The following is a 23,648-nucleotide window of genomic DNA, read 5'->3' on the forward strand; positions in this document are numbered from 1 at the left end:
CCCGCCCCCCTGGAGATTGTTACAATAGTTGGCTATCAATGAACTGGGTGGATCGGCCCCACAAAGAAGCACCGCAGGAAAGAAGCAATGGGGGAATCCATATTGAGCAGAATTGGGCACTGGATCTCGAATACTCCCCTACGTTCCCTTGATCGAGCTTATGATGCTGCCCTGCGCATTAAAGCCATCGAAGACCGCTACTTTCAGGGAGAGCCCATCGGCAACAACGGAACCCACGGCCAAAACACCAGCCGCTACTTTCAGATCCAATTGCGCCAGGAATTGCGCCAGATCGATCTTAGTTTAGCGGAGTTCAGGGCCAGCAGCGTCTTTTCTCGCCTGCCGGATCCCGCGCAAAATGGCAGCGGCCCTCGCTTCTCTGCCGATAAAGATCCCGGCAAAGATCCAAGCGCTCAAAAAGATCCCGCTGCCGAGGTCGGCTCTTCCGAGAACAAGGACCAAGATGCTGCAAATGGCCGGCAAAGTCCGGATCCCTCGATTTTGGAAAAGCTGGAGTTTATCGATCAGGTGACCTCGCGATACAAGCGCCCTGCCGCCCCACCCAAGCTTCCCCACCAGCCTGAACCACTGATCTCAACCCGTCCCCCTGCTTCTGAAGAGCCTGCCAAGCCGAGTCCTGTTAAGACCAACGCTGACAGCAGCGCTGCTCCGGCTGCCTCTAAAGCCGCCATCTTGCCCCGCTCTATTCTGCGCACGGCCAACCAGATCCGCCGTGAGCTGAGTTCGCAAGCAGAAGAGGAGCTGATCGAGGAGTACCGTGAGTCTCGCACGCGCACGCTGGTCTCAGTTCGGTTTTTGTTGTTGTTGGCCATTTTGCCGCTGCTTGTCCAGATTTTCTCGAAACAATTCCTGTTCGGACCGTTGGTGGATCGCCTGCAGCCGCAGGAACCCACCCTCGTGGCCCTAAGCTACGAATTTCAAGAGAAAGCTCTCTCCGAGTTTGAGTTTTTCAAGGAAAAAATAGAGTTTGAGCAGGCTTTACACCACCAATCTTCAGAGCCCAACCTAGAATCAGAAGACCAACTGTCCAGGAAGGCCGAGGAGTTGCTGCAAAAATACGGTCGCAAGAATTTGGAAGGCCTGAAGAACGTCTTTGCCGACTTGCTATCGCTGGCGGTATTTGGTTGGCTGATCTTTATCGGGCGCGAAGAAATTGAGGTTCTTAAGTCTTTTTTGGATCGCCTGATCTATGGCCTCAGTGACAGTGCTAAGGCTTTCATTATTATTCTTTTTACCGATGTCTTTGTGGGTTATCACTCACCCCACGGTTGGGAGGTGCTTCTGGGTAGCTTAGCTGCCCACCTGGGCCTGCCCGAAAACCGCAATTTCATCTACGGCTTTATTGCCACTTTTCCCGTTTTTCTGGATACGCTCTTTAAGTACTGGATCTTCCGTTACTTGAACCGCGTATCGCCGTCAGCGGTGGCCACCTACCATGCCATGAACGATTGAGGGTTCGCAGTTGTCTTAGTTGGAGAATCTGGGCCGCTGCCCTCACCCCCAGCCCCTCTCCCAGAGGTGCCCAAGCGCTCCGCGCCGCTCACGCGACCACCCCCGGCCCCTCTCCCAGAGGGAGAGGGGAGCTGGGGATCGGCCTAACGAGTCGTTTCGTTGCCGTTGGAAACAGCCCTAATTTGAGTTCTCTGAGTTAGCTGCGCAGGCGCAAGGACTGGCGATGGCAAAACCCGCAGACAAACCAACGCTCCAGTTCGGCGGCAGGGGTAGGGCAGCCACAGGCGGGGCAAGGGAACAGATTTTGCTGAGTCTGCCGTTGTTTGACCACTCTCGCCCAGCGCTCGAAAGCCACTTTCGGATCCGAGATGGGCTGTTTGGGGGGAGCGTTGCGGCAAGATCCAGGGCGTTGTCCATCTTGGGCAGCGAGGCGGGGGGGGCCATAAAACTTGCTGGTCAACTCCGCATCAGGAGGGGGAGCGGCCAGGCTGGATCCCTCGTGCCAAGCGCCGGGGCTAAAGCGAATGTCGCTGAGGGGGGGGTGCAGGCGGCTGTTGAGTTTTCTGAGAATGAGTTGGCGCTGCAGAGTTAAGTTTTGCGCCCAGGACGGGGTAGAAGTGGCTACCTGCAGCACCTGGCGGCGCACGTTGAGGGGATGGGTTTGCGCTGCTACCGCCTCTCCCACCACTTCCGGCCAAAGCTGCCTTAGGAGCTGCATTTGCTTCAGTTCAGCCCAACACGGATGGCTGCCAAAGCTACCCAGTGCCTCATCTAACCGTCGCAGCATGGTGTCGATAGGGATAGCTCAGGAAACGCCGTTTTGATCTTCCAGCGATTTTGCCGCTTCGCTGAGGGCGGACTGGATGGAAGCGGCATCGGGCAGGGAACGGGAGCCGCCATTGAGGCTGACAAGTCCCTCCAGGCTGCGAATGTGAATATCCTGCTGCGGGAAAGGAATGCGGATCCCACGCCGCCGAAACTCGGCCTCGATGGCGAAGTTCAGCTCGCTGATCAAGACAAATTGATCCTGGGGACGGTTGATCCACACCAGCAGCTCAAAGTTGAGGGAAGAGGGGCCAAAAGACTTGAGCCAAACTTGGGGGGCGGGGCTGCTCAACACCCGAGCATTTTCTTTGGCGGCGCTGAGCAGAGCTTCGGTAACCAGGGCCGTATCGGAGCCATAGGCTACGCCGACGGGAATGTGAATGCGACAGCGGGGATCCCGGTAGCTCCAGTTCACCACCTTTGACTCGGTGAAGCGGGAGTTGGGCACAATCACAAAGATGCGATCCAAAGTGCGCAGGACGGTGGCCCGCGGGCCGATGCGCTCCACGGTGCCGAGCAGGTTGTCCACTTCCACCAGATCCCCGATTTGGATGGGGCGCTCCAGCAAAATAGCGATGTAGCTGATGTAGTTGTTGGAGAGGTTTTGCAGGCCAAAGCCGATCCCCAAACCCACCGCCCCGGCAATCACCGCCAGGGATCCCAGATTCAGGCCGCTGAAGGGCAAGACCAAGAGGATCCCGAACAGCGTGAGGATGTACTTGAAGATGGCCGTTGTAGACTCCTGGGTGCCCAGATCCAGTCCCAGCCGGCTCAGAAACCGCTGCTTAAAGCCAACGCTGACGTAGTGGGCAACGGTGAAGACCAAAACGGCCAGCACAAAGAAGACCAGTAAGCTGGCAATGGAGACGCTGGAATTGGGCAGCGGTTGGGTGAGGACGCCCAACGCCGTGGCCACCACCCGCCCCAAGCCCAGGTAAAAAGCGCGCTGAAACGGTCGCAGAGCGGGTATGAAGCTGATGCCGCGATCCAGGGAGATGCCGGCAATGAGAATTGCCCCCACGCCTCGCAGGAGCACTCCCCCAATGTCGATCCAGGTTCCCCAGGCCGGGCCGGCCTGGAGCTCCAGCCACCTCTGCAGGCGAACTAGGCTGCGGTCGAACAGCCGCCAGAGAAAGAACCCCAGCGCCAATGTGGCCAGACCGGCCAGGATGGTGAACACCAGCACGCGCGGATCCTGCGCCCGCTGCAGATCCAGCCGATCCTGCCGGTACTCGGCAATGGCTTGTTCCAGCCGTCGCGCCCAAGTGTTGGCCACCAGGCGCACGTCATTGAGGCCCACCTGGCCCAGCGGCACCCTGCGCTCGGCGGCGGCATCGGCATAGGTGACGGTAAACAGATACCGCTGGGTGGCCTCAAAGCGGCCCCTTTCTCCCAGACGTAAGATGTATTGCCCGTTGGCATCCTGGTCCACCCGCACCTCCGGCTGCGGCAACTGGCCCTCCGCCAGAAAGCGCTCAATGATCGCCCGCACGTTGTCGGCCCGCACATCGCTGGGGTACTCTGCCGTCTGCAGGCGAAACACCGGGATGTTCCCCACCAAGACTTCTGTGCCCTCTTGGCCGGTAAAGGGGATCCCAGTTGGGCTAGGGGTCGGGGAGGGGGATCCCTCAGGAGTTGGCACTTCGGCAGGGGTGGGGCCGGTCTGGAAAAAGCCGGGATCCCGAAATTCAAGGGCCTGAGCCACCGGGATCCCAGCAGCCTTGGAGACCGGAGCAGGCAGGAGCCAGAGGCCGATCCCAGCTATCAGCCCCACCGCCAGGGCCGCTCCCTTCAGCAGGACAGAGTCTCGAATGGCTCGTTGGACACGAACGCCCATTGTCTCGGGGATCCCTAGGATGCTGCTGTAAGCCTATGGTGGCACAAGCAAATCCCGATTTTGGCCAACCCAAGTGAGGACTTTAAGTGCTCTGATGGTGGCCCAAAAGGCGTTGGCGCAGCTTTTTAATTTGGTCTCGCAGTTGCGCAGCTTCTTCAAATTCCAGGTTTTTGGCGGCTGCTTTCATCTTGAGTTCCAGTTGGCCGATCAGCTCCGGGATCTCCGACAGAGGGATCTCGTCTGTAGCTTGAAAGGCCTTTTCCAGATCTTGGTCGCTGAGTTTGCGGGAGATGGCCAAAAAAGACAAGATGGCGTTGCTGTTTTTCTTGACAATGGGCTTAGGGGTGATGTTGTGTTGGCGGTTGTATTGCAGTTGAATTTCGCGGCGGCGCTGGGTTTCGGCGATGGCCCGGGCCATGCTGCCGGTCAGGGTATCGGCGTACATCACCACCGTGCCACGGACATTGCGCGCTGCTCGCCCGATCATCTGAATCAGGGATCGCTCCGCCCGCAAAAATCCCTCTTTATCCGCATCCAAAATGGCCACCAAGGAGACTTCCGGCAAGTCTAACCCTTCCCGCAACAGATTAACCCCCACCAGTACGTCAAAGGCTCCTTCGCGAAAATCTTGCAAAATTTCAATTCGCTCAATTGAGCTAATCTCGGAATGCAAATAGCGAACCCGGATCCCGCGTTCCTGAAGGTATTCGGTGAGATCTTCGGCCATGCGTTTGGTGAGAGTGGTCACGATCACCCGTTCGGCAGGCCCCCGCTGGGAGCGCTCCAATCGCAGATAAATTTCTGCCAGCAAATCGTCCACTTGCCCAGCCGTGGGGCGCACATGCACTTCAGGATCCACCACCCCCGTGGGCCGGATGACTTGCTCCACAACCCGACCGCTGCCCGGCAGATAAAACTTTATGGCCTTGCCATCTTCCACCAGGGTTTGAAATTGGGCTCCGCTCTGCTCCAGTTCCCAGTTGCCGGGCGTGGCGGAAACGAAGATGCACTGGTGGACTTTGGCCCAAAACTCCTCGGCTTTGAGGGGGCGATTGTCGAGGGCACTGGGCAGGCGAAAGCCGTGATCCACCAGCACCTGTTTGCGGGCACGGTCGCCGTTGTACATGCCACGGATCTGCGGCACCGTGACGTGGGATTCGTCCACCACCAAGAGCCAATCGTTGGCCTTGAAATAATCCACCAAACAGGCAGGCGGCTCCCCTTCTTTGCGCCCCGTCAAGTGCCGGGAGTAGTTTTCGATGCCGTTGCAATAGCCCACCTCCCGCAGCATCTCCAGGTCGTAGCGGGTGCGCTGTTCTAGCCGTTGGGCTTCCAATAGCTTGCCCTCTTTGCGGAAAAGGGCCAGTTGCTTCTCCAGCTCCTGCTCAATGTCGAGGATTGCCCGCTCCAATTGTTCTTCTGGTGTCACAAAGTGGCGAGCCGGGTAAACTCTGAGGGCGCTGAGGCTGGTCAAAATCTCACCTGTAACCGGATCAATCAGGCGAATGGCCTCGATCTCATCGCCAAAAAATTCAATGCGGATCACCCGATCTTCATACGCCGGCACAATTTCCAGCACATCGCCTTTGACGCGAAATCGTCCCCGTGCCAGCTCCAAATCGTTGCGCTCGTACTGGATGCCGGCCAGCTCCCGCAAGATCTCCCGTTGGTTGATCTCCTGGCCGACTTTGAGAGGGATGGAGGCCTTCAGGTATTCCTCCGGCATGCCCAAGCCGTAGATGCAGCTTACAGAAGCGACGACAATAACATCTCGCCGTTCAAATAAAGAGCGGGTGGCGGAGTGCCGCAACATGTCGATCTCATCGTTGATGGAAGAAGATTTGGCGATGTAAGTATCGGTGCTGGGCACATAGGCTTCCGGTTGATAATAGTCATAGTAGCTAATAAAATATTCGACGGCGTTGTAAGGAAAAAGCTCCCTGAGCTCGTTGCACAGTTGCGCCGCCAGCGTTTTGTTATGGGCCATCACCAAGGTGGGCCTGCCGACCTGCTGGATGGTGTGGGCAACGGTAAACGTTTTACCGGTTCCGGTGGCCCCCAGCAGGGTTTGAAAGCGATGGCCCTCTGAAATTGACTTCACCAAGCCGGCAATCGCCTTGGGTTGATCCCCCATGGGTTGATAAGGAGAAACCAGTTGAAACGCTGACATAAGTTTAATTTTCTGATGATCCTGAGCCGAAAGTTCCAAGTCGAATCTAAATCTAGGGAATACTGCGCTCCAAATCCGCAGATTTCAGCGCAGCTATACAGATCGATAAGATCCGGTCTACTTCGTCGGGATAGGGGTAAGTATAGGGATCCAGGTAGATACCTTTGTTTGGTCTATCCAGCAGGGCGAATTGCCACAGCTCCCCAGAGGTGATGGCTCCCGTAAGGACAGCTTGGCCGTCGCCGAGCCACTGATCCAGGGCAATCATCTCTACAGATAATTGGGTTAAGCCTTGAGTAAGGTCGGCTTTTTTGGCCTCGACAACCAGCAAAGAGCGGTCTGTATAGAGATAGTAGTCCAGGGTACCTTTAAGCTTCTCGCTGACTTGAATTGCATATTCGATCCGCATTTGCGCTTGGGTATACTGTACTACCTTCAGTAAAAGTGGGGCAATCAGGATTTCTCGACGAGCTGCTTCACTTTTTAAGCTAATGTAGGGTAAAAGCTGCTCTAGGCTGAGTCTCAAGTCTGCGCCATTGGGCAGTCGTTCCAGAGTTGGCCAGGTAATCTTTCGTCGTGTAAAGGTATAGCCAAACTCGGCCAACACATCTTCCGGTTCAAAGGGAAGATCAAAATAGCTGCTGAAGGTGTAAGCCTGATCCGGCTTCAGCACAGGCACTTTTGGCATAGGGATCCGGGAACGTGCAGTTTCTCGGCTGGGTTCACTCTAGCATTGAGCTGAGGGAAAGAGGCTCAACCCCGCGCCTCGCCACCGATAGAATCCAAGAGGACAAAACCCAGAACCGGCGAAGACAGATCCCTCTCACCTGAACAGCCGCTGCTATGCCCTCCTCCTATTTCTCCTGGGATCCGGGATCCCTGACCGAAAGCCCCAACCTGGCCACAGCCGAGATTGACCGCCTCAGCACCTTGGAACTGGTGAGACGGATCAACGCCGAAGATCGGCGGGTGCCGGCAGCGGTGGCTGACCAAGCAGAGCCGATCGCCCAAGCCATCGATGCCATTGCCGAGCGGATGGGGCGTGGCGGGCGGCTGATCTATATTGGGGCGGGAACTTCGGGGCGCCTGGGAGTATTGGATGCGGCTGAATGCCCGCCCACCTTCGGCACTGCCCCCACACAGGTGGTGGCTTTGATCGCCGGGGGGGAAAGGGCTCTGACCCAGGCGGTAGAGGGCGCAGAGGACGACGCCGAAGCCGCTGCCCGCGCTCTGGAGAGTCTCCATCTCCAAGCTCAAGATAGTGTTGTGGGAATTGCCGCCAGCGGTCGTACCCCCTATGTGCTGGGTGGGATCCAAGCCGCCAGAAGCATTGGGGCGCTCACGATTGGCCTGGCCTGCAACCGTCCTTCCCCCCTGACCGAGCAGGTGGAGATTGCCATCGCCCCTTTGGTGGGGCCGGAGGTGATCCTCGGATCCACCCGCATGAAAGCCGGCACAGCCCAAAAGCTGGTGTTGAACACCCTCTCCACCGGAGTGATGATCCGCCTGGGCAAGACCTATGGCAACCTAATGGTAGATCTGCAGGCCGGCAACGCCAAGCTCAAACAGCGGGCGGAGCGAATTGTAGCCCTGGCTTGCGATCTGGATCCCACCACGGCTGCCCAAGTGCTGCAGACTTGTGATGGAGAAGTCAAAACGGCGATCCTTGTGACCTTGATGGGGTGCTCTGTTCAGGAGGCCCGTCGGCAATTGCAGCAGGCCCAGGGCAGCATTCGCCAGGTGCTCGATTCCGCTCGGGCGCGGCAGCGGTGACCACAGCTTGGTTGCTTGTCCATGAGCGTTTACGGCTACCTCTACACACCTGCCCACGCCCCCTTGCCGGAGCAGGAGTTGGCCTGGCTGAAGGCACAAGGAGCCGATCCCATCCTGCACGATTGGGGATCCCGAACTTATCTGGAGGAGCTGTTGCAGGACATCGCTGCTGGATCGGTGCAGCAGGTGCTGCTGCTGCGCCTGGCGGATCTGGGGGAGCGGGCGGAGGAAGTCCACCAACGGCTGTTGCAGATCCAACAGGCGGGGATCCAACTGAGCCTGGCGACCCAATCCGGCTTGCACACCCCCAGCGAGGCTGCCGACTGGATCCCGCTGCTGGCCGAGATCCCCCATCAATTGCAAAGCCGCCGCCTCTGCCACAGCCAAGCCCGCAACCGTCTGGCGGGCAAACCTCCCCCCGGCCCGGCTCCCTTTGGCTATCGCCGCGAGGGGGAGCGCTATGTGCTGGAGCGCCGCCAGGCCCCTGTTGTTCAGGATTTTTTCCAGCACTTTCTTCTCTACGGATCCCTGCGCCAAGCGGTGCGCTTTTTGGAAGAAAAACACCACAAGCGCATTTCGGTGGCCACGGGGCGCAACTGGCTGCTCAACCCGGTCTATCGCGGGGATCTGGCCTATGCCGACGGCACCGTTCTGCGCGATACCCACCCCGCCCTCCTCAGCCGCACGGAAGCGGCCCAGATCGATCGCTGGCTCAAACGCAACCAAAGGATCCCACGCCGCAGCGCCAGCGCCCCCCGCGCCCTGGCCGGCCTAGTCCATTGCCGTACCTGTGGCAGCCTTCTGCGCATCGTGCAAACCACCCCCGGCAAGGCCAAGAGGAACGGCTCCTCCTACCTCTACCTGCGTTGCCAAACCTGTCGCTACAGCCTCCACTACGCCCAAGTCCTGCAGGAGGTGATCCGCCAGGTCTGCGAGCAGCTCCCCCACCGTGCCCAAAACCTGGATCGGCAGGCCCTGGACCAAACCCGCCAACAGCTCCAAGCCCAGATCCAGGCCAACAGCGAGCGGCTGCGGCAACTGGAGGAGCTGCAGCAATCTGGACTGATGGATGAGCCCTCCCTGGCCCAGCGCTGCTACCAACTGCGGGCGGAAACGGCCCGTTTGGCCCAAAAGCTGGAACAGCTCCCTCCTGCCAACTTCCTCCAGATCGCCCAAACTCTCTCCATCCTGCCCTTCTGGCAAGACCTCAGCGAGAGCGAGCGCCGCGCCTACCTGCGGGAATTCCTGCGCAGGGTTGAGGTGGATTCTACAGGGGCCGTGCAGATTGCCTTTGCCTTCGATCCCTGAGATCCCTTTTGAAGTTGGGGATTCCGCGTCTCCTCTGGCCATTGAGACCATTCTTGAGACTCTCCCTCAAAGCGGGAAAAGGGATCCCGCCGGCAGTCTCCAGCGAGTTGACGGGAGCAGCGCTTGTCAAAGCCACGGAGAGATGAATGATTTGTTTTTGATCTGCTTTTACGAAAAAACAAAAAACAAAAGCTGGAAAAAAGCCAAAAATCGGCTCGAAGAATCTTTTGGGCGAGGACTTGTCCGTCTGGCGATTTAAGAAATTGCTTTAACTTGTTTCAGGCTTGCCTTAATTCTTCTCAACACTTCTCAGGGAGTGGGTTAGCTGCCGATAATGGCCCTTGTCAGGCTTGTGGAGGAACGTGCTGTGAAGTTGGCAGTTTACGGGAAGGGTGGGATCGGCAAGTCCACCACCAGTTGCAACCTCTCGGTGGCCTTGGCCCGGCGGGGCAAGAAGGTGTTGCAAATTGGCTGTGACCCCAAGCACGACAGCACCTTCACCCTGACTGGTTTTCTCATCCCCACGATCATCGATACCCTGGAAGCCAAGGGCTACCACTACGAAGACATCTACCCCGAGGATGTGATCTACCGCGGCTACGGCGGCGTAGATTGCGTTGAGGCGGGAGGGCCGCCGGCAGGGGCCGGCTGTGGCGGCTATGTGGTGGGAGAAACCGTCAAACTCCTGAAGGAGCTGAACGCCTTTGACGAGTACGACGTCATCCTCTTCGACGTGCTGGGGGACGTGGTGTGCGGCGGCTTTGCTGCCCCCCTCAACTACGCCGACTACTGTGTGATCGTTACTGACAACGGCTTTGACGCCCTGTTTGCCGCCAATCGCATTGCCGCCTCGGTGCGAGAAAAAGCCAAAACCCGCAAGCTGCGCCTGGCCGGCCTAATCGGCAACCGCACCAGCAAGCGGGATCTCATCGACCAATACGTCTCGGCAGTGCCCATGCCTGTGCTCGAGGTGCTGCCACTGGTCGAGGACATTCGCATTTCGCGGGTCAAGGGCAAAACCCTCTTCGAGATGGCAGAGACGGATCCCAGCCTGGAGCCCGTCTGCCAGTACTACCTGAACATCGCCGACGAGCTGCTGGCCCGCCCGGAAGGGATCGTGCCCCGGCCTGCTGAGGATCGGGAGCTGTTTGCCCTGCTGTCGGACTTTTACAACGCCCCGGCACGGGAGCCGGCGCTGGTGTAAGGGATCCCAAACCTGCCAGCTTGCCGGTGTGTCTAAAAGTGAAGCAATTGTTTCGGAAAACCGTCGCAAACCTTATCAATTTGTTGTCTGGCCCGCTTTCCGCCCCAAGATGGATTGTGCAGGAGAGCCATCTTGAGGACATGGCAGAGGAGTTGGATATGCAAGCACAAGTGCAACCCACCGTGGTGATTACTGGAGCCTCTTCGGGCGTTGGCCTGTACGCGGCTTTGGCTTTGGCCAAGCGGGGCTGGCACGTGGTGATGGCCTGTCGGGATCTGAACAAAGGCCAGCGGATGGCTCAGCAGGTGGGGATCCCCAGCTACACCCTGATGCCGATCGATCTGGCCAGCTTGGCCAGTGTGCGGCAATTTGTCGAACAATTTCGCCAGTCGGGGCGCTCTCTGGATGCCCTGGTGTGCAACGCCGCCATCTACATGCCCTTGCTTAAGCAGCCCTTGCGCAGCCCGGAGGGCTATGAGCTGACCATGGCCACCAACCATCTGGGGCACTTCCTGCTCTGCCACCTGATGCTGGAGGATCTGAAGCGCTCCACCTATCCGGATCGGCGGCTGGTGATCCTGGGCACGGTTACCCACAACCCCAAGGAGCTGGGGGGCAAGATCCCACCCCAACCCCACCTGGGGGATCTGCGGGGCTTTGCCCAGGGCTTCAAGGAACCGATCAGCATGGCCGATGGCGGCAAGTTCGATCCCGTCAAAGCCTACAAAGACAGCAAAGTTTGCAACATCCTCACCATGCGGGAGCTGCACCGCCGCTTCCACGAGAGCACCGGCATCACGTTTCTCTCCCTCTACCCAGGCTGTGTGGCGGAAACAGCCCTCTTCCGCCATCACTATCCCGTCTTCCAAAAGCTGTTCCCCTGGTTTCAGAAAAACATCACCGGCGGCTACGTCTCCCAAGAGCTGGCCGGCGAGCGGGTGGCCCAGGTGGTGGCGGATCCGGAGTTTCGCCAGTCGGGATTCTACTGGAGCTGGGGCAACCGGCAACGGAAAAATGCCAAGCCCTTTAACCAAGAAGTCTCGGACGAGGCGGGGGATGCGGCCAAGGCCAAGCTGCTCTGGGATCTGAGCGAGAAATTGGTGGGCGTGCCCCAATTGGTCGCCCCCTAGCTTGACAAACCCTTTTCTAGGAGCCGACGATGACTGCTGCTGTGGATGCTTCCAATACCCTCCACTTTCAATGCGAGACCGGCAACTACCACACCTTCTGCCCGATTAGTTGCGTGGCTTGGCTCTACCCCAAAATCGAAGACAGCTTCTTTTTGGTGATCGGCACCAAAACCTGTGGCTACTTTTTGCAAAATGCCATGGGGGTGATGATCTTTGCCGAGCCGCGCTATGCCATGGCCGAGCTGGAAGAGGGGGACATCAGCGCCAAGCTCAACGACTACGAGGAGCTGAAGCGGCTGTGCCTGCAAATCCAGCGGGATCGCAATCCCAGCGTCATCGTCTGGATCGGCACCTGCACCACCGAGATCATCAAGATGGATCTAGAGGGCCTAGCCCAGAAGCTGGAAGGGGAGATCGGGATCCCGATTGTGGTGGCGCGGGCCAATGGCCTCGACTACGCCTTTACCCAGGGGGAAGACACGGTTTTGGCCTCTATGGCCCAGCGCTGCCCGGAGCAGGTGCAGGAAGAAGAGCGGGAGACGCGGGGTGGCCTGCAGGCTCTTTTCTACGGGCTGCGCCCCGGCAAAAAGAAAGAGGAAGAAGGCTTCCCCAAACATCCCCCCTTGGTGATCTTCGGCTCCGTGCCGGATCCGGTGGTAACCCAACTCACCCTGGAGCTGAAAAAGTACGGGATCCGCGTCTCCGGCTGGCTGCCGGCCAAGCGCTACGAGGAGCTGCCGGCCATCGAGCCGGGCACCTATGTGGTGGGGGTAAATCCTTTCCTCAGCCGCACCGCCACCACGCTGGTGCGCCGCAAAAAGGCCAAGCTCATCACCGCTCCTTTTCCCATCGGGCCGGATGGCACCCGCGCCTGGATCGAGGCCATCGCCGGCGAGCTGGGGATCCCGACTCAAGGCCTGGCAGAGCGGGAAGGGGAAGTGTGGCGTCACCCCCAGGTTCAGGAGTACCTGGGCCTGCTGCGGGGCAAGAGCGTCTTCTTCATGGGGGATAACCTGCTGGAGATCTCCCTGGCCCGCTTCCTGGTGCGCTGCGGTATGACGGTGCAGGAAATCGGGATCCCTTACCTCGACAAGCGCTACCAGGCCGCCGAGCTGGCCCTCCTGGAGCGCACCTGCGAGGAGATGGGGGTGCCCAAGCCCACCATTGTCGAGAAGCCGGATAACTACAACCAACTGCAGCGCATCAAAGCCCTGCATCCGGATCTGGTAATCACGGGCATGGCCCACGCCAACCCCCTCGAAGCCCGCGGCGTCACCACCAAGTGGTCGGTGGAGTTTACCTTTGCCCAGATCCACGGCTTCGGCAACACCCAGGCGCTGCTGGAGCTGGTCACCCGCCCACTGCGGCGCAACGCTGCCCTCAAAGGCTTGGGCTGGGAACAGTTGGTGGGGGAAAAAGCCCTGAGCTAACTTTCTGGCTCCTCGTTGTCGAAGAGCAGGCCATCCAGGTGATCCGGCAGTTGCTGCCGGTCGATCCAGACCATGCCGGCCAAAATTGCCTCGGCCTCATTGTGGAAGTAGCCGTAGGCTGGGGCGGCAAACTCCACCGAGCCATCCTGACGTAGCCGCTGACAGCAAAAAATGAACCCCTTGTCGGTGGTTTGGGTGGTGATGCGCCAGTTGCGGTGGATGTGCTCGGCCATGATCCCAGTGCAGATCACCCTCACCCCCAACCCCTCTCCCAAGGGGAGAGGGGAGAAGAAACCCTAGAGCGTGCGCAGCACCTCTCGCGCCGCCTCGAGGGTTCTCTCCACATCGGCTTCGGTGTGGGCCAAGGAAGTGAAGCCGGCCTCGAATTGCGAGGGCGCCAGATACACCCCCCGCTCCAGCATGCCGCGGTGGAAGCGGGCAAACTTTTGCAAGTCCGAGCGCTTGGCCTCCTCGTAGTTGCGCACTGGGCCAGCCGTGAAGAAGAAGCCGAACATGCCGGGCAAATGGCCCCCACACATCTCGTGCCCGGTCTCTTGCGCAATCTGCAGCAGCCCCGTCGCCAGCTTCTCGGTAATCCGCTCCAGATACTCATAGGTACCGGGGCGACGCAAAATATCGAGGGTGTGGATCCCGGCCGTCATGGCCAGGGGGTTGCCGGAGAGGGTGCCCGCCTGGTACATCGGCCCCGCCGGCGCCACCATTTCCATAATCTCCCGCCGACCGCCGTAGGCCCCCACCGGCAGGCCGCCGCCGATTACCTTGCCCAGGGTGGTTAAATCGGGGATGACACCAAACTTGGCCTGCACACCGCCGTAGCTGATGCGAAAGCCGGTCATCACCTCGTCAAACACCAGCAGGGCGCCATACTTCTGCGTCAGCTCCCGCAAACCCTCCAAAAAGCCCGGCTGCGGCGGAATGAAGCCGGCATTGCCCACCACCGGCTCTAGGATCACGCCCGCAATGGAGTCGGGATGCTGCTCAAACAGAGCCTTGACTGCCTCTAGATCGTTGTAGGGGGCGGTCAGCGTGGCACTGGTAGCGGCCTTAGGTACCCCCGGCGAATCCGGCAGGCCCAGCGTGGCCACCCCTGAGCCGGCCTTGACCAAAAACATGTCCGCATGGCCGTGGTAGCAGCCCTCGAACTTGATCACCTTTTCCCGCCCCGTGTAGGCCCGCATCAGGCGCAGCGCCGCCATGCAAGCTTCGGTGCCGGAGTTAACAAAGCGCACCATCTCCACGCTGGGCACCGCCTCGATCACCCGCTCGGCCAGCTCGTTTTCCAAAACGCAAGGGGCGCCAAAGCTGGTGCCTTTCTCCAAAGCTCGGTGCAGAGCCTCGATCACCTCGGGATGGGCGTGGCCGACAATCGCCGGCCCCCAACTGCCGATGTAGTCGATGTACTGGTTGCCGTCCACATCCCAGGCGTAGGCTCCTGAGACGCGGTCAAACACGACGGGATCCCCGCCCACCGACTTGAAGGCGCGCACCGGGGAACTGACCCCGCCGGGCATGAGCCCTTTTGCTCGGGCAAAAATCTGTTGGGAGCGGGTGATGTTAAACGAGGTGGGATGGAGAGTGCCGGTCATAAACAGGAGCTATTCAACGCATTACCAAGGCTAGCAGGCAGAGGAGCTTGCTGGTGAGCCCTCCTCATAAACTACAAACCCATCCCTGCCAGCGTGTCGATCACTTGCTCCAGGATCAGGGTGAGGTTGGGATGCGAGGTCTCGAACAGGCCCAGCGCCTCCCCAATGCGATCTCTACGCCCTTGATTTTGCTTGCTCTCACTCGGGGATCCCAGCTCGGCCAGCACCGCTTCCACCTCTTGGCGAATGGTGGCGATGTGCTGTCGCTGCTTTTCATCCAAGCCAGGGGTTTTTTGCAGCTCAACATCCAGGTCGTGCAGCAGTTGTCGCAGTTTCGATGCAGCCATTCTCAAAAAGACCTTATCAATTCACTCAATCAACAAATCGAGTTTTGACCACGCTGACTCGATCATACAGGAGCGGAGATCGCTCTTTTGGAAGCGGCTGAGGCGGCAAAGGTTAACTTTTGCAGCCGGGGATCCCAGCCTTGGAGCAACTCCCATACGATGGGCAATAGCCTTGCTGTCTATCTCTATGTCTGAGCTGGTATTGGCCCTGCTGGGGGCAGTGGTTGCCGTTGCCCTGTTCCTGGGAATTTTTGTCTGGGAACAAAGACGCAGCCAGGAGCTGCTGCAGCGGTGGGCGGCAAAGCATGTCTACTCCATTCTGAGCCAGGAGGCGCGGTATTGGCGGCTGGGGCCTTTTTCCGGCAGCACTTCCAAGTATCAACGCGTGTTTTATGTGCGGATACGCAATCCGGGGGGGCAAGAACGCAGCGGCTGGGTGAGGTTAGGGAACTGGTGGCTGGGGCTTTTGTCAGATCAGGTGGAGGAACGGTGGGAGTAGGCTGGGGTTAACGACTGAAAGGGGGAAGTAATGGACAGGCTCAAGGGGTGGAAAAGGCTGAAGGGGGTGGCCTGGCTGGGCGTGGTACTGGCGCTGGCACTGTTGGGTTGGAACGCAATCGCTGGAGGCGGGGCAATGGCCAGTCCCGGTGAGGGATCCCGAACTTTGACGGTAACCGGCCAGGGGTCTGTTGCGGTGGAAACCTCCATTGCCGTAATCCGGCTGGGGGTGGTGCTCCAAGGGGAGACGGCGCAATCGGTACAGCAACAGGTGGCCGAGCGCTCGGAGCGGCTGGTGAACCGCCTCAAAGAGCTGCAGGTGAGCGCCCTGCAGACCACCGGCATTTCTCTCTATCCGCAATACGACTACCAGCAGAGCCCACCCCGCCTGACCGGGGTACAGGGGCAAAACAGCCTGCAATTTGAAGTACCCATAGCCCGAGCCGGACAGGTGCTGGATGAAGCCGTGGCCGCCGGAGCTACCCAGGTGGAATCGGTCAGCTTCCGAGCGGATGAGGCCACCTTGCTGCAGGCGCGCAGCCGTGCCCTGACCCAGGCCGTGGAAGATGCCCAACGTCAAGCCAGCGATGTGTTGAGGGCCTTGAACCTGAGCATTCGTTCTGTGGAGGGCATCCAAATTCACAGCGAGGGCTCCATCGCGCCGCCAGTTCCTTTGGCTGCTCAAGCAGACTATGCCCGCCTAGAAGCAGCTTCCACACCGGTGGAAGGAGGACAACAAGCCGTGCGCGCCCAAGTCACGCTTGAGATTCGTTTCTAGGTTCCTGGGGTGGCCATGAAGTCACGGCGAACCCTGCCTTCCCTCTCCCTGGGGCAGAGGAGGATTCCCCCTGGGGGCGTGAGGAGCAGTAGCGGGGAACGCCCAGAAGCATCTTCCTCGCGTTTAGAATGACTGCGAAACTTCAAAAATCTCAAAAAAATAACCCGGCAAAGTTAGGTAGTGGCTGCCAATCCCTACGTCTAGAATAACGATGGAAAACACGGGAAAGTTCGCTTTCCCGGATTTCCTTGTCATCTGGCTTTGGCTTACCCGTGGATCCCAATTTGGAGAACGCTGCTGCCACTGGTACGTCTGAAGGCCCTCAGGCGGGCTTGGGCGCAAGCAAAGGCGGAGCCAGCAGCTTGCGGGCCCATGTGCTGATCGTGGATGACAGTTACATGGTGGCAGAGATGTTGTCCAACTTTTTGGGTAAGCAGGGCTGTAGTATTTCTTATGCTTTGGATGGCTTGTCTGCCCTGGAGCAAATCCGCCGCCGGATCCCAGATCTCATCATCGCCGACTGGGTCATGCCCAATCTAAATGGCCTGGATCTATGCCGGCAGCTACGGCAATCACCCGAATATGCTTGGGTGTACTACATCCTCATGACCGCCCGCGAGGGCAACGACAACATGGAGCGGGCGTTAGAAGCCGGAGCCGATGAGTTCCTCTCCAAGCCCTTTCAGGCGGCAGAGCTGCTGACGCGGGTGCGGGCAGGGCTGCGCATTGTGGAGAGCCGCCGCCAGCAATATCTGCTCCAGACTGGACAAAAACAAGTCTCATCTCCTTCTGGCTCGGTTGCTTTGGGCAATCGGCAGGATTTGGTTACTCGCTTGCCGTTGCGGGTGGCCCAAGCCCGTGCCCAATCAGATCCCCTCAGTTTGTTTGTGCTGCGCTTGGCCAACCTCAGTGCTCTGGGGCAAGGCCTAGAGGCCGGCGGTCGGGCTGCTCTTCTCAAGCTGTTTACGGATCGCTTGGCCCACAACTTGCGAGAGGGGGATGACCTCTTTTGCTACGACGAGGGGCAGTTTATTGTGGTGCTGCCGGGGAGCACTCTGGCTGCTGCCCAGATTGCCGCCGAGCGCTGCTGCCAGCGGTTGATCCAGGATCCCTTTGTGGTGAATGGGCGAGCGCTGCCGGTGCAGCTTCAATTTGGGGCGGCCACCCTCACAGATAAGGACGATCCCAAGGGGGTGGCCCTGGTGCGACGGGCTGCCCAAGCCCTGCGAGACAGCAAAAATGTCCACACTTCGGTGGTGACTGCACCCCATCCCATCCCGGTTTCCGATTGCAGTAGCGGGACGGCGTCCTCAGAGCTGCTGAAGCGTTTGCAACATCTAGAAAAAGAGAATGCCGAGCTACGCCAAGAGCTGGAAACTCGCCTCAGGCAGCTCGAGGAGTTGCGGCAACACAACCAGGATCTCAGCCAAGGGGTGCGGGAGCCTAGGGCTGAGCGGTTTGAAGCTGGATCCCGCTCTCAGCAGCCCTTGGGGATCCGCCGGCGGAAACCGCGGCGGCGTCTGAAGCGTCAACTGGGCCGCGGAGGATGGCGACTGCGCCGGTAAGTCCGATCCCCAGAATCCGGCGGTGGGTTGGCCGCAGCAGAATAGGCAGGTGGGAGGTGGGAAGAACAGCCATGTTCAATTCTAGTCGGAGCCAATCCGCCATCTGGAAGCCAGCAAGAAGGTGGTTTCTCAACAACATCGAGCTGATCCTGACGGCGGTGGGGATAGGCGTAATCCTACTCAGCGGCTGGGTGGCCAGCCGCAGCGCTCTTTCCGCGGCGACGGCAACGGCGATCAGCGCCACCGTGGTGGGAGTTATCCACGGCATCCTGTTCTGGCTGTTGCGGCGGCGGCAACGCCGGGTGCGGCAGGAGGCGATCGGGCAAATTCGGGAAATGCTGGAAGATCTGGGCAAAAACCGGTTGCAAACCATCAAGATGAGCCTGTACCTGGTGCAGGTGCGCCAGCCAGATCAAGAAGAGCGCACCCGCCAAAGCTTTGACCGCGTCTACCAGATCCTGGGCGAGATGAGCAGTTTAATCGACCACATTTCGGAAGAATCCCTGGCCAGTTGGCGGCAGCGCTACCGGCAAACTTTAGATCGGGTGGAGTCGGAGTCTAACTAGTCGGAGCTACAGGGCAGGGATCCCTTAGGAGCTGGGGTGGACAGGCGGATTTCGGGAAGTACGCAATTGCTGGGCCTGATCGGGGATCCGGTGGTCCACAGCCTATCCCCGGCGATGCACAACGCTGCCTTGGCGGCCATGGGAGAAGACTACTGCTACGTGCCCTTTCCGGTGGCGGCAGAGCGCCTGGCAGTGGCGGTGGCCGGGCTGGCGGCCATCGGGGTGCGGGGGTTTAACGTCACCATTCCCCACAAGCAGGCGATTCTGCCTTTGCTCAGCCAGGTGGAAGCGCGGGCGGCAAAGGTGGGAGCAGTAAACACGGTCTACGCCTTGCCGGAGGGAGGCTGGGGCGGCACCAACACCGATATCGACGGCTTTGTTCAGCCTTTGCTGGGCCTGGAAAAGGGGATCCCGACCCTGATCCTGGGCTGTGGCGGGGCGGCGCGGGCGGCCATCCAGGGCTGTTTGGAGTTGGAGTTGGGGCCAGTACGGGTGGCCGGGCGATCCCCTGAGAAGTTACGGGCTTTGCAACAGACCTGGCCCCAGGTGGAAACGCTGAGCTGGGCCGAGCTGGATCGCCACTTGCCCGAGACTTCCCTTGTGGTCAACACCACCCCCGTGGGCATGTACAAGCCGGGATCCCCTGCCGAGCTGTCTCCCCTTAGCCGGGAGCAGCTGCACCTTCTGCCCGCCGGCGCCGTTGTCTACGATCTCATCTATGTACCGGATCCCACTCCCCTGCTGCGGATGGCCGCAGAGTTAGGCCATACCCCCATCAGTGGGCTGGAGATGCTGATCCACCAGGGGGCCAAGGCCCTCTCCCTCTGGCTGGGGGGCAAGCCTGTGCCGGTGGAGGTAATGCGGCAGGCGGCCCGGCAGCAGTTGGCCCAGATTGAGGCAGATAGGGCAAGGGATCCCAAGCTCTAGCTCTCCTCTCAAAGTTGAATGCAATTGGCTGGGGGCGGGAACAATTGCCTCGGGCCTGCCGATCTCTAGGGGGAGATAGAGCTAAAGCAATTCTCGATGGGGTTAAGGGTGTTAAGGTTGCCGAGGCGGCAGCGGAAATGGCTTGTAGGTGTGCTCGGCGCACTGATGTGGCTGGGATCCGGAATTGCCGCCCAGGCCCAATTCCCTAGGTTTGGCCATTCTCTTTTCCCGGACTCCGGTTCCGCGCTTCAGGGCAGCGAGAACCAGACAGGATCCCTGTCTGCTCCTCAGCTCGATGCCTTCTGCCGGCAACCCCCTGAGGAAGTGGCGCGCAAGGCTCAACTGCGCCAGCAGGCCACCCAATCAGAGGCCGCTTGGGCCGAATACACCCAAGTCTTAGCCGAACATCGCGCTGCCTTGATGGCCTGCCGCAGCCGCCGTTGGCCGCAGATTCAGTCCATTTGGGTGCGCTTGCATCCCTGTGATGCCAATCCAGGCGTACTGGATCAGGTGTTTGACCAGGTGGTGAACCTGGGCTACAACCGCGTTTTTATCGAGACGTTTTACGATGGCCGCTCCATTCTGCCCGATGGGGCGGGCGGGATCTGGCCCAGCCTGCAGCCCAATGCCGATTTGTTGGATCTGGCTCTCAAGGCGGCGCGACGGCGGGGGTTATCGGCCTATGCCTGGGTGTTTTCCCTCAATTTCGGCTACAGCTACGGGCTTCTCCCAGGTCGCCAGGCAGTCTTGGCCCGCAACGGCCGTGGCCTCACCACCGTCTTGGATCCGGCGACAGCCCTTGCAGAAGATTTGGGCAGCCCGGATGAGGTGTTTGTGGATCCCTTTCATCCTCTGGCGCGACGGGATTTTGCCGAGCTGATCCGCCGCATCCTGCAGCGGCAGCCGGATGGGATCCTCTTCGACTACATTCGCTATCCCCGCGGCTCTGGGGGATCCAGCCTGGCAGCCACCGTCCAGGATCTGTGGATCCATGGGGAGGCAGCCCGGCAAGCCTACCTGGATTTGGCAGAAAACCCGGCGGGCCGAGCCTTGCTGGAGCGTTACCTCAGCCAGGGCTATATTACTGTGGCAGATGTTCTCCATCTGGATGCCACCTATGCCGAAGAGCCCCGCTGGCGCCAGCCAGGGGATCCCAAGCCCAGCGCAAGCAGGGAGCGGCCGCTTTCTCCAGAACTAGGGGACGGGATGGCCCAAAGCAAAGCAGGCGAGAATTGGCATTCCACCCATGCCGATTCAGAAGGTGATTCAGGGAATAGGGATTTAGAGAATTTGGCGGCTCCCCGTCCAAAAGCAGCGCCGCCGGATCCCACCCCTACCCCTAGCGCCGCTCTCCGACAGGAGCGCTGGCAAGAGCAGCTCTGGCAGCTCAGCGTTGAGTTTGCCCGCTATGGGATCCTCGATTACCTGCGGCAAGCTGCCCAACCGGCCCAAAGCCTTGGGATCCCGACCGGGGCCGTCTTTTTCCCCGAGGGCAACCAGGCGGTGGGAGAAGGGTTCGACGCCCGTCTCCAGCCTTGGGATCGTTTTGATCCAAACATGGAGTGGCACCCGATGGCCTATGCCAAGTGCGAGGATGGCTCCTGTGTGGTGCAGCAGGTGGGGCAAATCCTGGCCGTGGCCTCTCCCCAAACCTTTGTCTGCCCGGCCATCGCCGGCCTATGGGGACAAGCGCAGCGAAAACGCCCCAGCTTGGAAATCCAGATGGGATCCCTGGCCCGCCGCTTTCCGCAGTTGCCTTGTGTGAGCCACTTTGCCCTCTCTTGGATCGAGCCGGAGCTGGAGCGCAGCCGTCGCACCTGTCAATTCTGATGCTCACCCCACACCCGCAAGTTGGGAATTCTGAAATTATGAACCCCGAACAATTCGATCTGATTAACCGCTTGTTTCAACTCACGTTTCAAATTGGGGATCGCTTGGGATGTGAGTCTTCTGACCCCGCTCAGCTACTCCTGACCGACCGGCCCGGCCTAGAAGCAAGCCACCTATATTTCCCGTCCGATTACGTTTACGAGGATCTGGATCCCGAAGTGTGGGCCAATTATGTGGCTGAGGTGCCAGCTTTATCGCAGATGGCTGACCTTTTGCAATCCTATCCCCTCACCCGTGGCATTTATCGCCAAGACGAGGTTTCGTGGTGGATTTGCGCTTTTTGGATGGCCCAAGAGGGATTGGGAACCAACGTGCTCTTGCGCGCCCACAGAGTCGAAACTTAGGCAGTTGATCCCCAAGTTCCCTCTCGTCTTGGGATGGGGATCGGTTTTACTTAACATCTACATCGACTCTGGCGCGCTCAGGCCGAGAATGCCGGTGAGCACGTTAAATAAAACCTGTCGCGTGGCCTGCACCAATTGGATGCGGGCTTGGGCCAAAAGGGGATCCTCTTTTAAGAGGGGCAAAATGCGGCAGTTGTCGTAAAACTTGTTGAAATCGGCAGCAATCGCCTCGGCATAGCGAATGATCTTGTGAGGGGCGCGCTCTTCGGCAGCGGCAATCAGCTCATCGGGCAGGGCCAAGAGGCGCAGCAGCAGGGATCGCTCTTCAGGTTCTTTGTAGGGCAGTTTTTGCTGCTCCGTCAAAGCAACTGTGGCGGTTAGCTGCACCTGTTCCTCTTCCTGTAACCGCCGCAGCAGGGTACAGCAGCGGGCGTGGCTGTAGTGGACATAGACCACCGGGTTGTCGAAAGTTTGCTTGACGGCCAAATCCAAATCAAAGTTGATGGGGCTGTCCATGCTGCTGCTGAGCAAAAACCAGCGGGCTGCATCGACCCCCACGCCAATTTCGGGATCCTCAATAAGATCGTTTAAGGAGACAAAATTGCCGGTGCGCTTCGACATGCGCACTTCGGTCTTCTCGCCGGTTTCCGGGTCGGTTTTGAACAATTTGACAAATTGTCCAATCAGGATCTCCAGCTTGACCTCTGGGCTGAAGGCGCCCACCGCCGCCCTTAAACGACCGATATAGCCGTGGTGATCCGAGCCGAGGATGTTGATGAGTCGCTGATAGCCCCGCCGCACTTTGTCGCGGTGGTAGGCAATATCGGCGGCCAGGTAGGTAAAGGAGCCATCGGCCTTTTGCACCACCCGATCCTTGTCGTCGCCAAACTCTTGGGTTTTGAAATAGACGGCCTCTTCCGCCCCCGGCTTGGGATCCTCACCCCGCGGCGCCTTAGCCCTGTAGAGGAAGCCGCGCTCCTGCAGCTCCTGCAAAGCCTGTTGGATGGCGCTCAGCCCTGTCTGGGGATCGGGGGTGTGCAGGCGGCGTTCGCTAAACCAGTGATCGAACTCGGTGCGCAGTTGTTGCAGGGTCTGCTGTTGCCAGGCCAGCATTTCCTGGTAAGCAAAATCGGTGTACTCTTCCGGGGTGGTGGGCAGAGGGCGGATCCCGGCCTTGACCTGATCCAACAGCCGCCGGGCGATATCGACCAAATAGCTGCCGTGGTAGGCATCTTCCGGCAGAGCCACCTCTTCGCCTTGCAGTTGTCGCACCCGCACTTCTAGCGACTGGCCCAGGAGCCGCATCTGGTTGCCAGCATCGTTGATGTAGAACTCCCGCTCCACCTGGTGCCCCGTCCAGCGCAGCAGGTTGGCCAGGGTCGAGCCGACGGCAGCCCAGCGCCCATGTCCCACGTGCAGCGGCCCCGTTGGGTTAGCGGAAACATACTCCAGCAGGATGCGCTCGGGATGGGGGGCAGCGGTTTTGCCGAAATCTTCCCCCAACCGCAACAGCTCTTGCAATCGCTCGGCCAAAAAGGGATCCCCCAGCCGGAAGTTGAGGTACCCACCGCCTGCCACCTCGGTTTCTATGTCCGGCAGATCCAGGTGTTTTTGCAGGGTTTGGGCAATTTGGGCCGGCGCCATGCGGCAGAGCTTGGCCATCCCCAAGGGGGTAGGACAGGCGTAGTCGCCGTAGCGGGGATCGCTGGGGATCTGGATCACGGGAGTAACCCCTGCCGCCTGCTCAGGTGTTAGGGATCCCAGTTGGCCTGCCGCCCGTTGAATGCTCTCGGATACGGCGGCGGCGAGGAACCGAATCAGCGAGGTGGAAGGGGATTGGGTTGCCATGGCTAAAGGGAGCTGAGTTGAGAGCGAGGTTGACAGGGATCCCTGCTGCAGCAGGAGCACTATCATACTGGCAACAGACTGGCTATGACCAAAGGCTGCCCACACCTGAGCTGCGAATTTCCCAGCAT

Annotated in this window: 21 protein-coding genes; 13 read left to right on the forward strand and 8 right to left on the reverse strand. The window is 59.6% G+C overall.

What is annotated here, in order from left to right; genetic code table 11:
- The first annotated feature begins 87 nt into the window (after positions 1-87).
- Positions 88-1,473: a proton extrusion protein PcxA gene (gene pxcA / locus NW858_RS06120; protein WP_414333693.1), complete on the forward strand. Its 1,386-nt coding sequence runs from the start codon at positions 88-90 to the stop codon at positions 1,471-1,473.
- Positions 1,474-1,669: 196 nt separating this feature from the next.
- On the opposite strand, the gene NW858_RS06125 is transcribed toward pxcA, so the two are convergent.
- The 4 genes from NW858_RS06125 to NW858_RS06140 all read right to left on the reverse strand — a co-directional run bounded on the left by NW858_RS06125 (position 1,670) and on the right by NW858_RS06140 (position 6,993).
- A complete protein-coding gene (locus NW858_RS06125; protein WP_414520120.1) occupies positions 1,670-2,191 on the reverse strand; it encodes a DciA family protein in 522 nt (173 codons plus the stop codon).
- 87 nt (positions 2,192-2,278) lie between these two features.
- Positions 2,279-4,135, reverse strand: a complete 1,857-nt coding sequence (locus NW858_RS06130) for a mechanosensitive ion channel family protein (protein WP_414348770.1) — start codon at positions 4,133-4,135, stop codon at positions 2,279-2,281.
- A gap of 82 nt (positions 4,136-4,217) precedes the next feature.
- Positions 4,218-6,305 carry an excinuclease ABC subunit UvrB gene (gene uvrB / locus NW858_RS06135; RefSeq protein WP_414333689.1) on the reverse strand — a complete coding sequence of 696 codons (2,088 nt, stop codon included), beginning with the start codon at positions 6,303-6,305 and terminating at the stop codon, positions 4,218-4,220.
- Between the two features lie 52 nt (positions 6,306-6,357).
- The gene (locus NW858_RS06140; protein ID WP_414333687.1) at positions 6,358-6,993 is read right to left on the reverse strand and encodes a hypothetical protein; all 636 of its coding nucleotides are present in this window, start codon (positions 6,991-6,993) and stop codon (positions 6,358-6,360) included.
- Between the two features lie 155 nt (positions 6,994-7,148).
- Between NW858_RS06140 and murQ the strand changes: the two genes are divergently transcribed.
- The 5 genes from murQ (at position 7,149) to NW858_RS06165 (ending at position 13,150) form a co-directional block, all read left to right on the forward strand.
- Positions 7,149-8,078: an N-acetylmuramic acid 6-phosphate etherase gene (murQ, locus tag NW858_RS06145; RefSeq protein ID WP_414333685.1), complete on the forward strand. Its 930-nt coding sequence runs from the start codon at positions 7,149-7,151 to the stop codon at positions 8,076-8,078.
- A 21-nt stretch (positions 8,079-8,099) separates the two neighbouring features.
- Positions 8,100-9,386: a recombinase family protein gene (locus NW858_RS06150; protein ID WP_414333683.1), complete on the forward strand. Its 1,287-nt coding sequence runs from the start codon at positions 8,100-8,102 to the stop codon at positions 9,384-9,386.
- 367 nt (positions 9,387-9,753) lie between these two features.
- On the forward strand, positions 9,754-10,590 hold the full coding sequence (gene bchL / locus NW858_RS06155; protein WP_414333681.1) for a ferredoxin:protochlorophyllide reductase (ATP-dependent) iron-sulfur ATP-binding protein: 837 nt from the start codon (positions 9,754-9,756) through the stop codon (positions 10,588-10,590).
- 158 nt (positions 10,591-10,748) lie between these two features.
- Positions 10,749-11,720, forward strand: coding sequence for a protochlorophyllide reductase (locus NW858_RS06160; protein ID WP_414520151.1), 972 nt, complete (start codon positions 10,749-10,751; stop codon positions 11,718-11,720).
- Between the two features lie 29 nt (positions 11,721-11,749).
- On the forward strand, positions 11,750-13,150 hold the full coding sequence (locus NW858_RS06165) for a ferredoxin:protochlorophyllide reductase (ATP-dependent) subunit N (protein ID WP_414520121.1): 1,401 nt from the start codon (positions 11,750-11,752) through the stop codon (positions 13,148-13,150).
- Here the strand turns inward: NW858_RS06165 and NW858_RS06170 are convergent.
- From NW858_RS06170 to NW858_RS06180, 3 genes are all read right to left on the reverse strand, one after another.
- Positions 13,147-13,383 carry a hypothetical protein gene (locus tag NW858_RS06170; RefSeq protein ID WP_414333678.1) on the reverse strand — a complete coding sequence of 79 codons (237 nt, stop codon included), beginning with the start codon at positions 13,381-13,383 and terminating at the stop codon, positions 13,147-13,149. The genes NW858_RS06165 and NW858_RS06170 overlap by 4 nt on opposite strands.
- Before the next feature lie 63 nt (positions 13,384-13,446).
- A complete protein-coding gene (gene hemL, locus NW858_RS06175; RefSeq protein WP_414333676.1) occupies positions 13,447-14,757 on the reverse strand; it encodes a glutamate-1-semialdehyde 2,1-aminomutase in 1,311 nt (436 codons plus the stop codon).
- A 71-nt stretch (positions 14,758-14,828) separates the two neighbouring features.
- Positions 14,829-15,104, reverse strand: a complete 276-nt coding sequence (locus NW858_RS06180) for a DUF4404 family protein (RefSeq protein WP_414333675.1) — start codon at positions 15,102-15,104, stop codon at positions 14,829-14,831.
- Between the two features lie 187 nt (positions 15,105-15,291).
- On the opposite strand from NW858_RS06180, the gene NW858_RS06185 reads away from it, so the two are divergent.
- From NW858_RS06185 to NW858_RS06215, 7 genes are all read left to right on the forward strand, one after another.
- Positions 15,292-15,603 carry a hypothetical protein gene (locus NW858_RS06185; RefSeq protein ID WP_414520122.1) on the forward strand — a complete coding sequence of 104 codons (312 nt, stop codon included), beginning with the start codon at positions 15,292-15,294 and terminating at the stop codon, positions 15,601-15,603.
- 135 nt (positions 15,604-15,738) lie between these two features.
- A complete protein-coding gene (locus tag NW858_RS06190; protein ID WP_414520123.1) occupies positions 15,739-16,380 on the forward strand; it encodes an SIMPL domain-containing protein in 642 nt (213 codons plus the stop codon).
- A gap of 332 nt (positions 16,381-16,712) precedes the next feature.
- On the forward strand, positions 16,713-17,945 hold the full coding sequence (locus tag NW858_RS06195) for a response regulator (RefSeq protein ID WP_414333669.1): 1,233 nt from the start codon (positions 16,713-16,715) through the stop codon (positions 17,943-17,945).
- Between the two features lie 71 nt (positions 17,946-18,016).
- The gene (locus NW858_RS06200; protein ID WP_414520124.1) at positions 18,017-18,511 is read left to right on the forward strand and encodes a hypothetical protein; all 495 of its coding nucleotides are present in this window, start codon (positions 18,017-18,019) and stop codon (positions 18,509-18,511) included.
- 36 nt (positions 18,512-18,547) lie between these two features.
- Positions 18,548-19,438: a shikimate dehydrogenase gene (locus NW858_RS06205; protein ID WP_414520125.1), complete on the forward strand. Its 891-nt coding sequence runs from the start codon at positions 18,548-18,550 to the stop codon at positions 19,436-19,438.
- Positions 19,439-19,588: 150 nt separating this feature from the next.
- Positions 19,589-21,268, forward strand: a complete 1,680-nt coding sequence (locus NW858_RS06210) for a hypothetical protein (RefSeq protein ID WP_414520126.1) — start codon at positions 19,589-19,591, stop codon at positions 21,266-21,268.
- Between the two features lie 38 nt (positions 21,269-21,306).
- Positions 21,307-21,672 carry a hypothetical protein gene (locus NW858_RS06215; protein ID WP_414333663.1) on the forward strand — a complete coding sequence of 122 codons (366 nt, stop codon included), beginning with the start codon at positions 21,307-21,309 and terminating at the stop codon, positions 21,670-21,672.
- A gap of 57 nt (positions 21,673-21,729) precedes the next feature.
- Here NW858_RS06215 and argS read toward each other — a convergent pair whose 3' ends face one another.
- Positions 21,730-23,520 carry an arginine--tRNA ligase gene (gene argS / locus NW858_RS06220; RefSeq protein ID WP_414332691.1) on the reverse strand — a complete coding sequence of 597 codons (1,791 nt, stop codon included), beginning with the start codon at positions 23,518-23,520 and terminating at the stop codon, positions 21,730-21,732.
- Positions 23,521-23,648: the final 128 nt, after the last annotated feature.

The organism is Synechococcus sp. H55.10, from assembly GCF_047502715.1.
GTDB lineage: Bacteria > Cyanobacteriota > Cyanobacteriia > Thermostichales > Thermostichaceae > Thermostichus.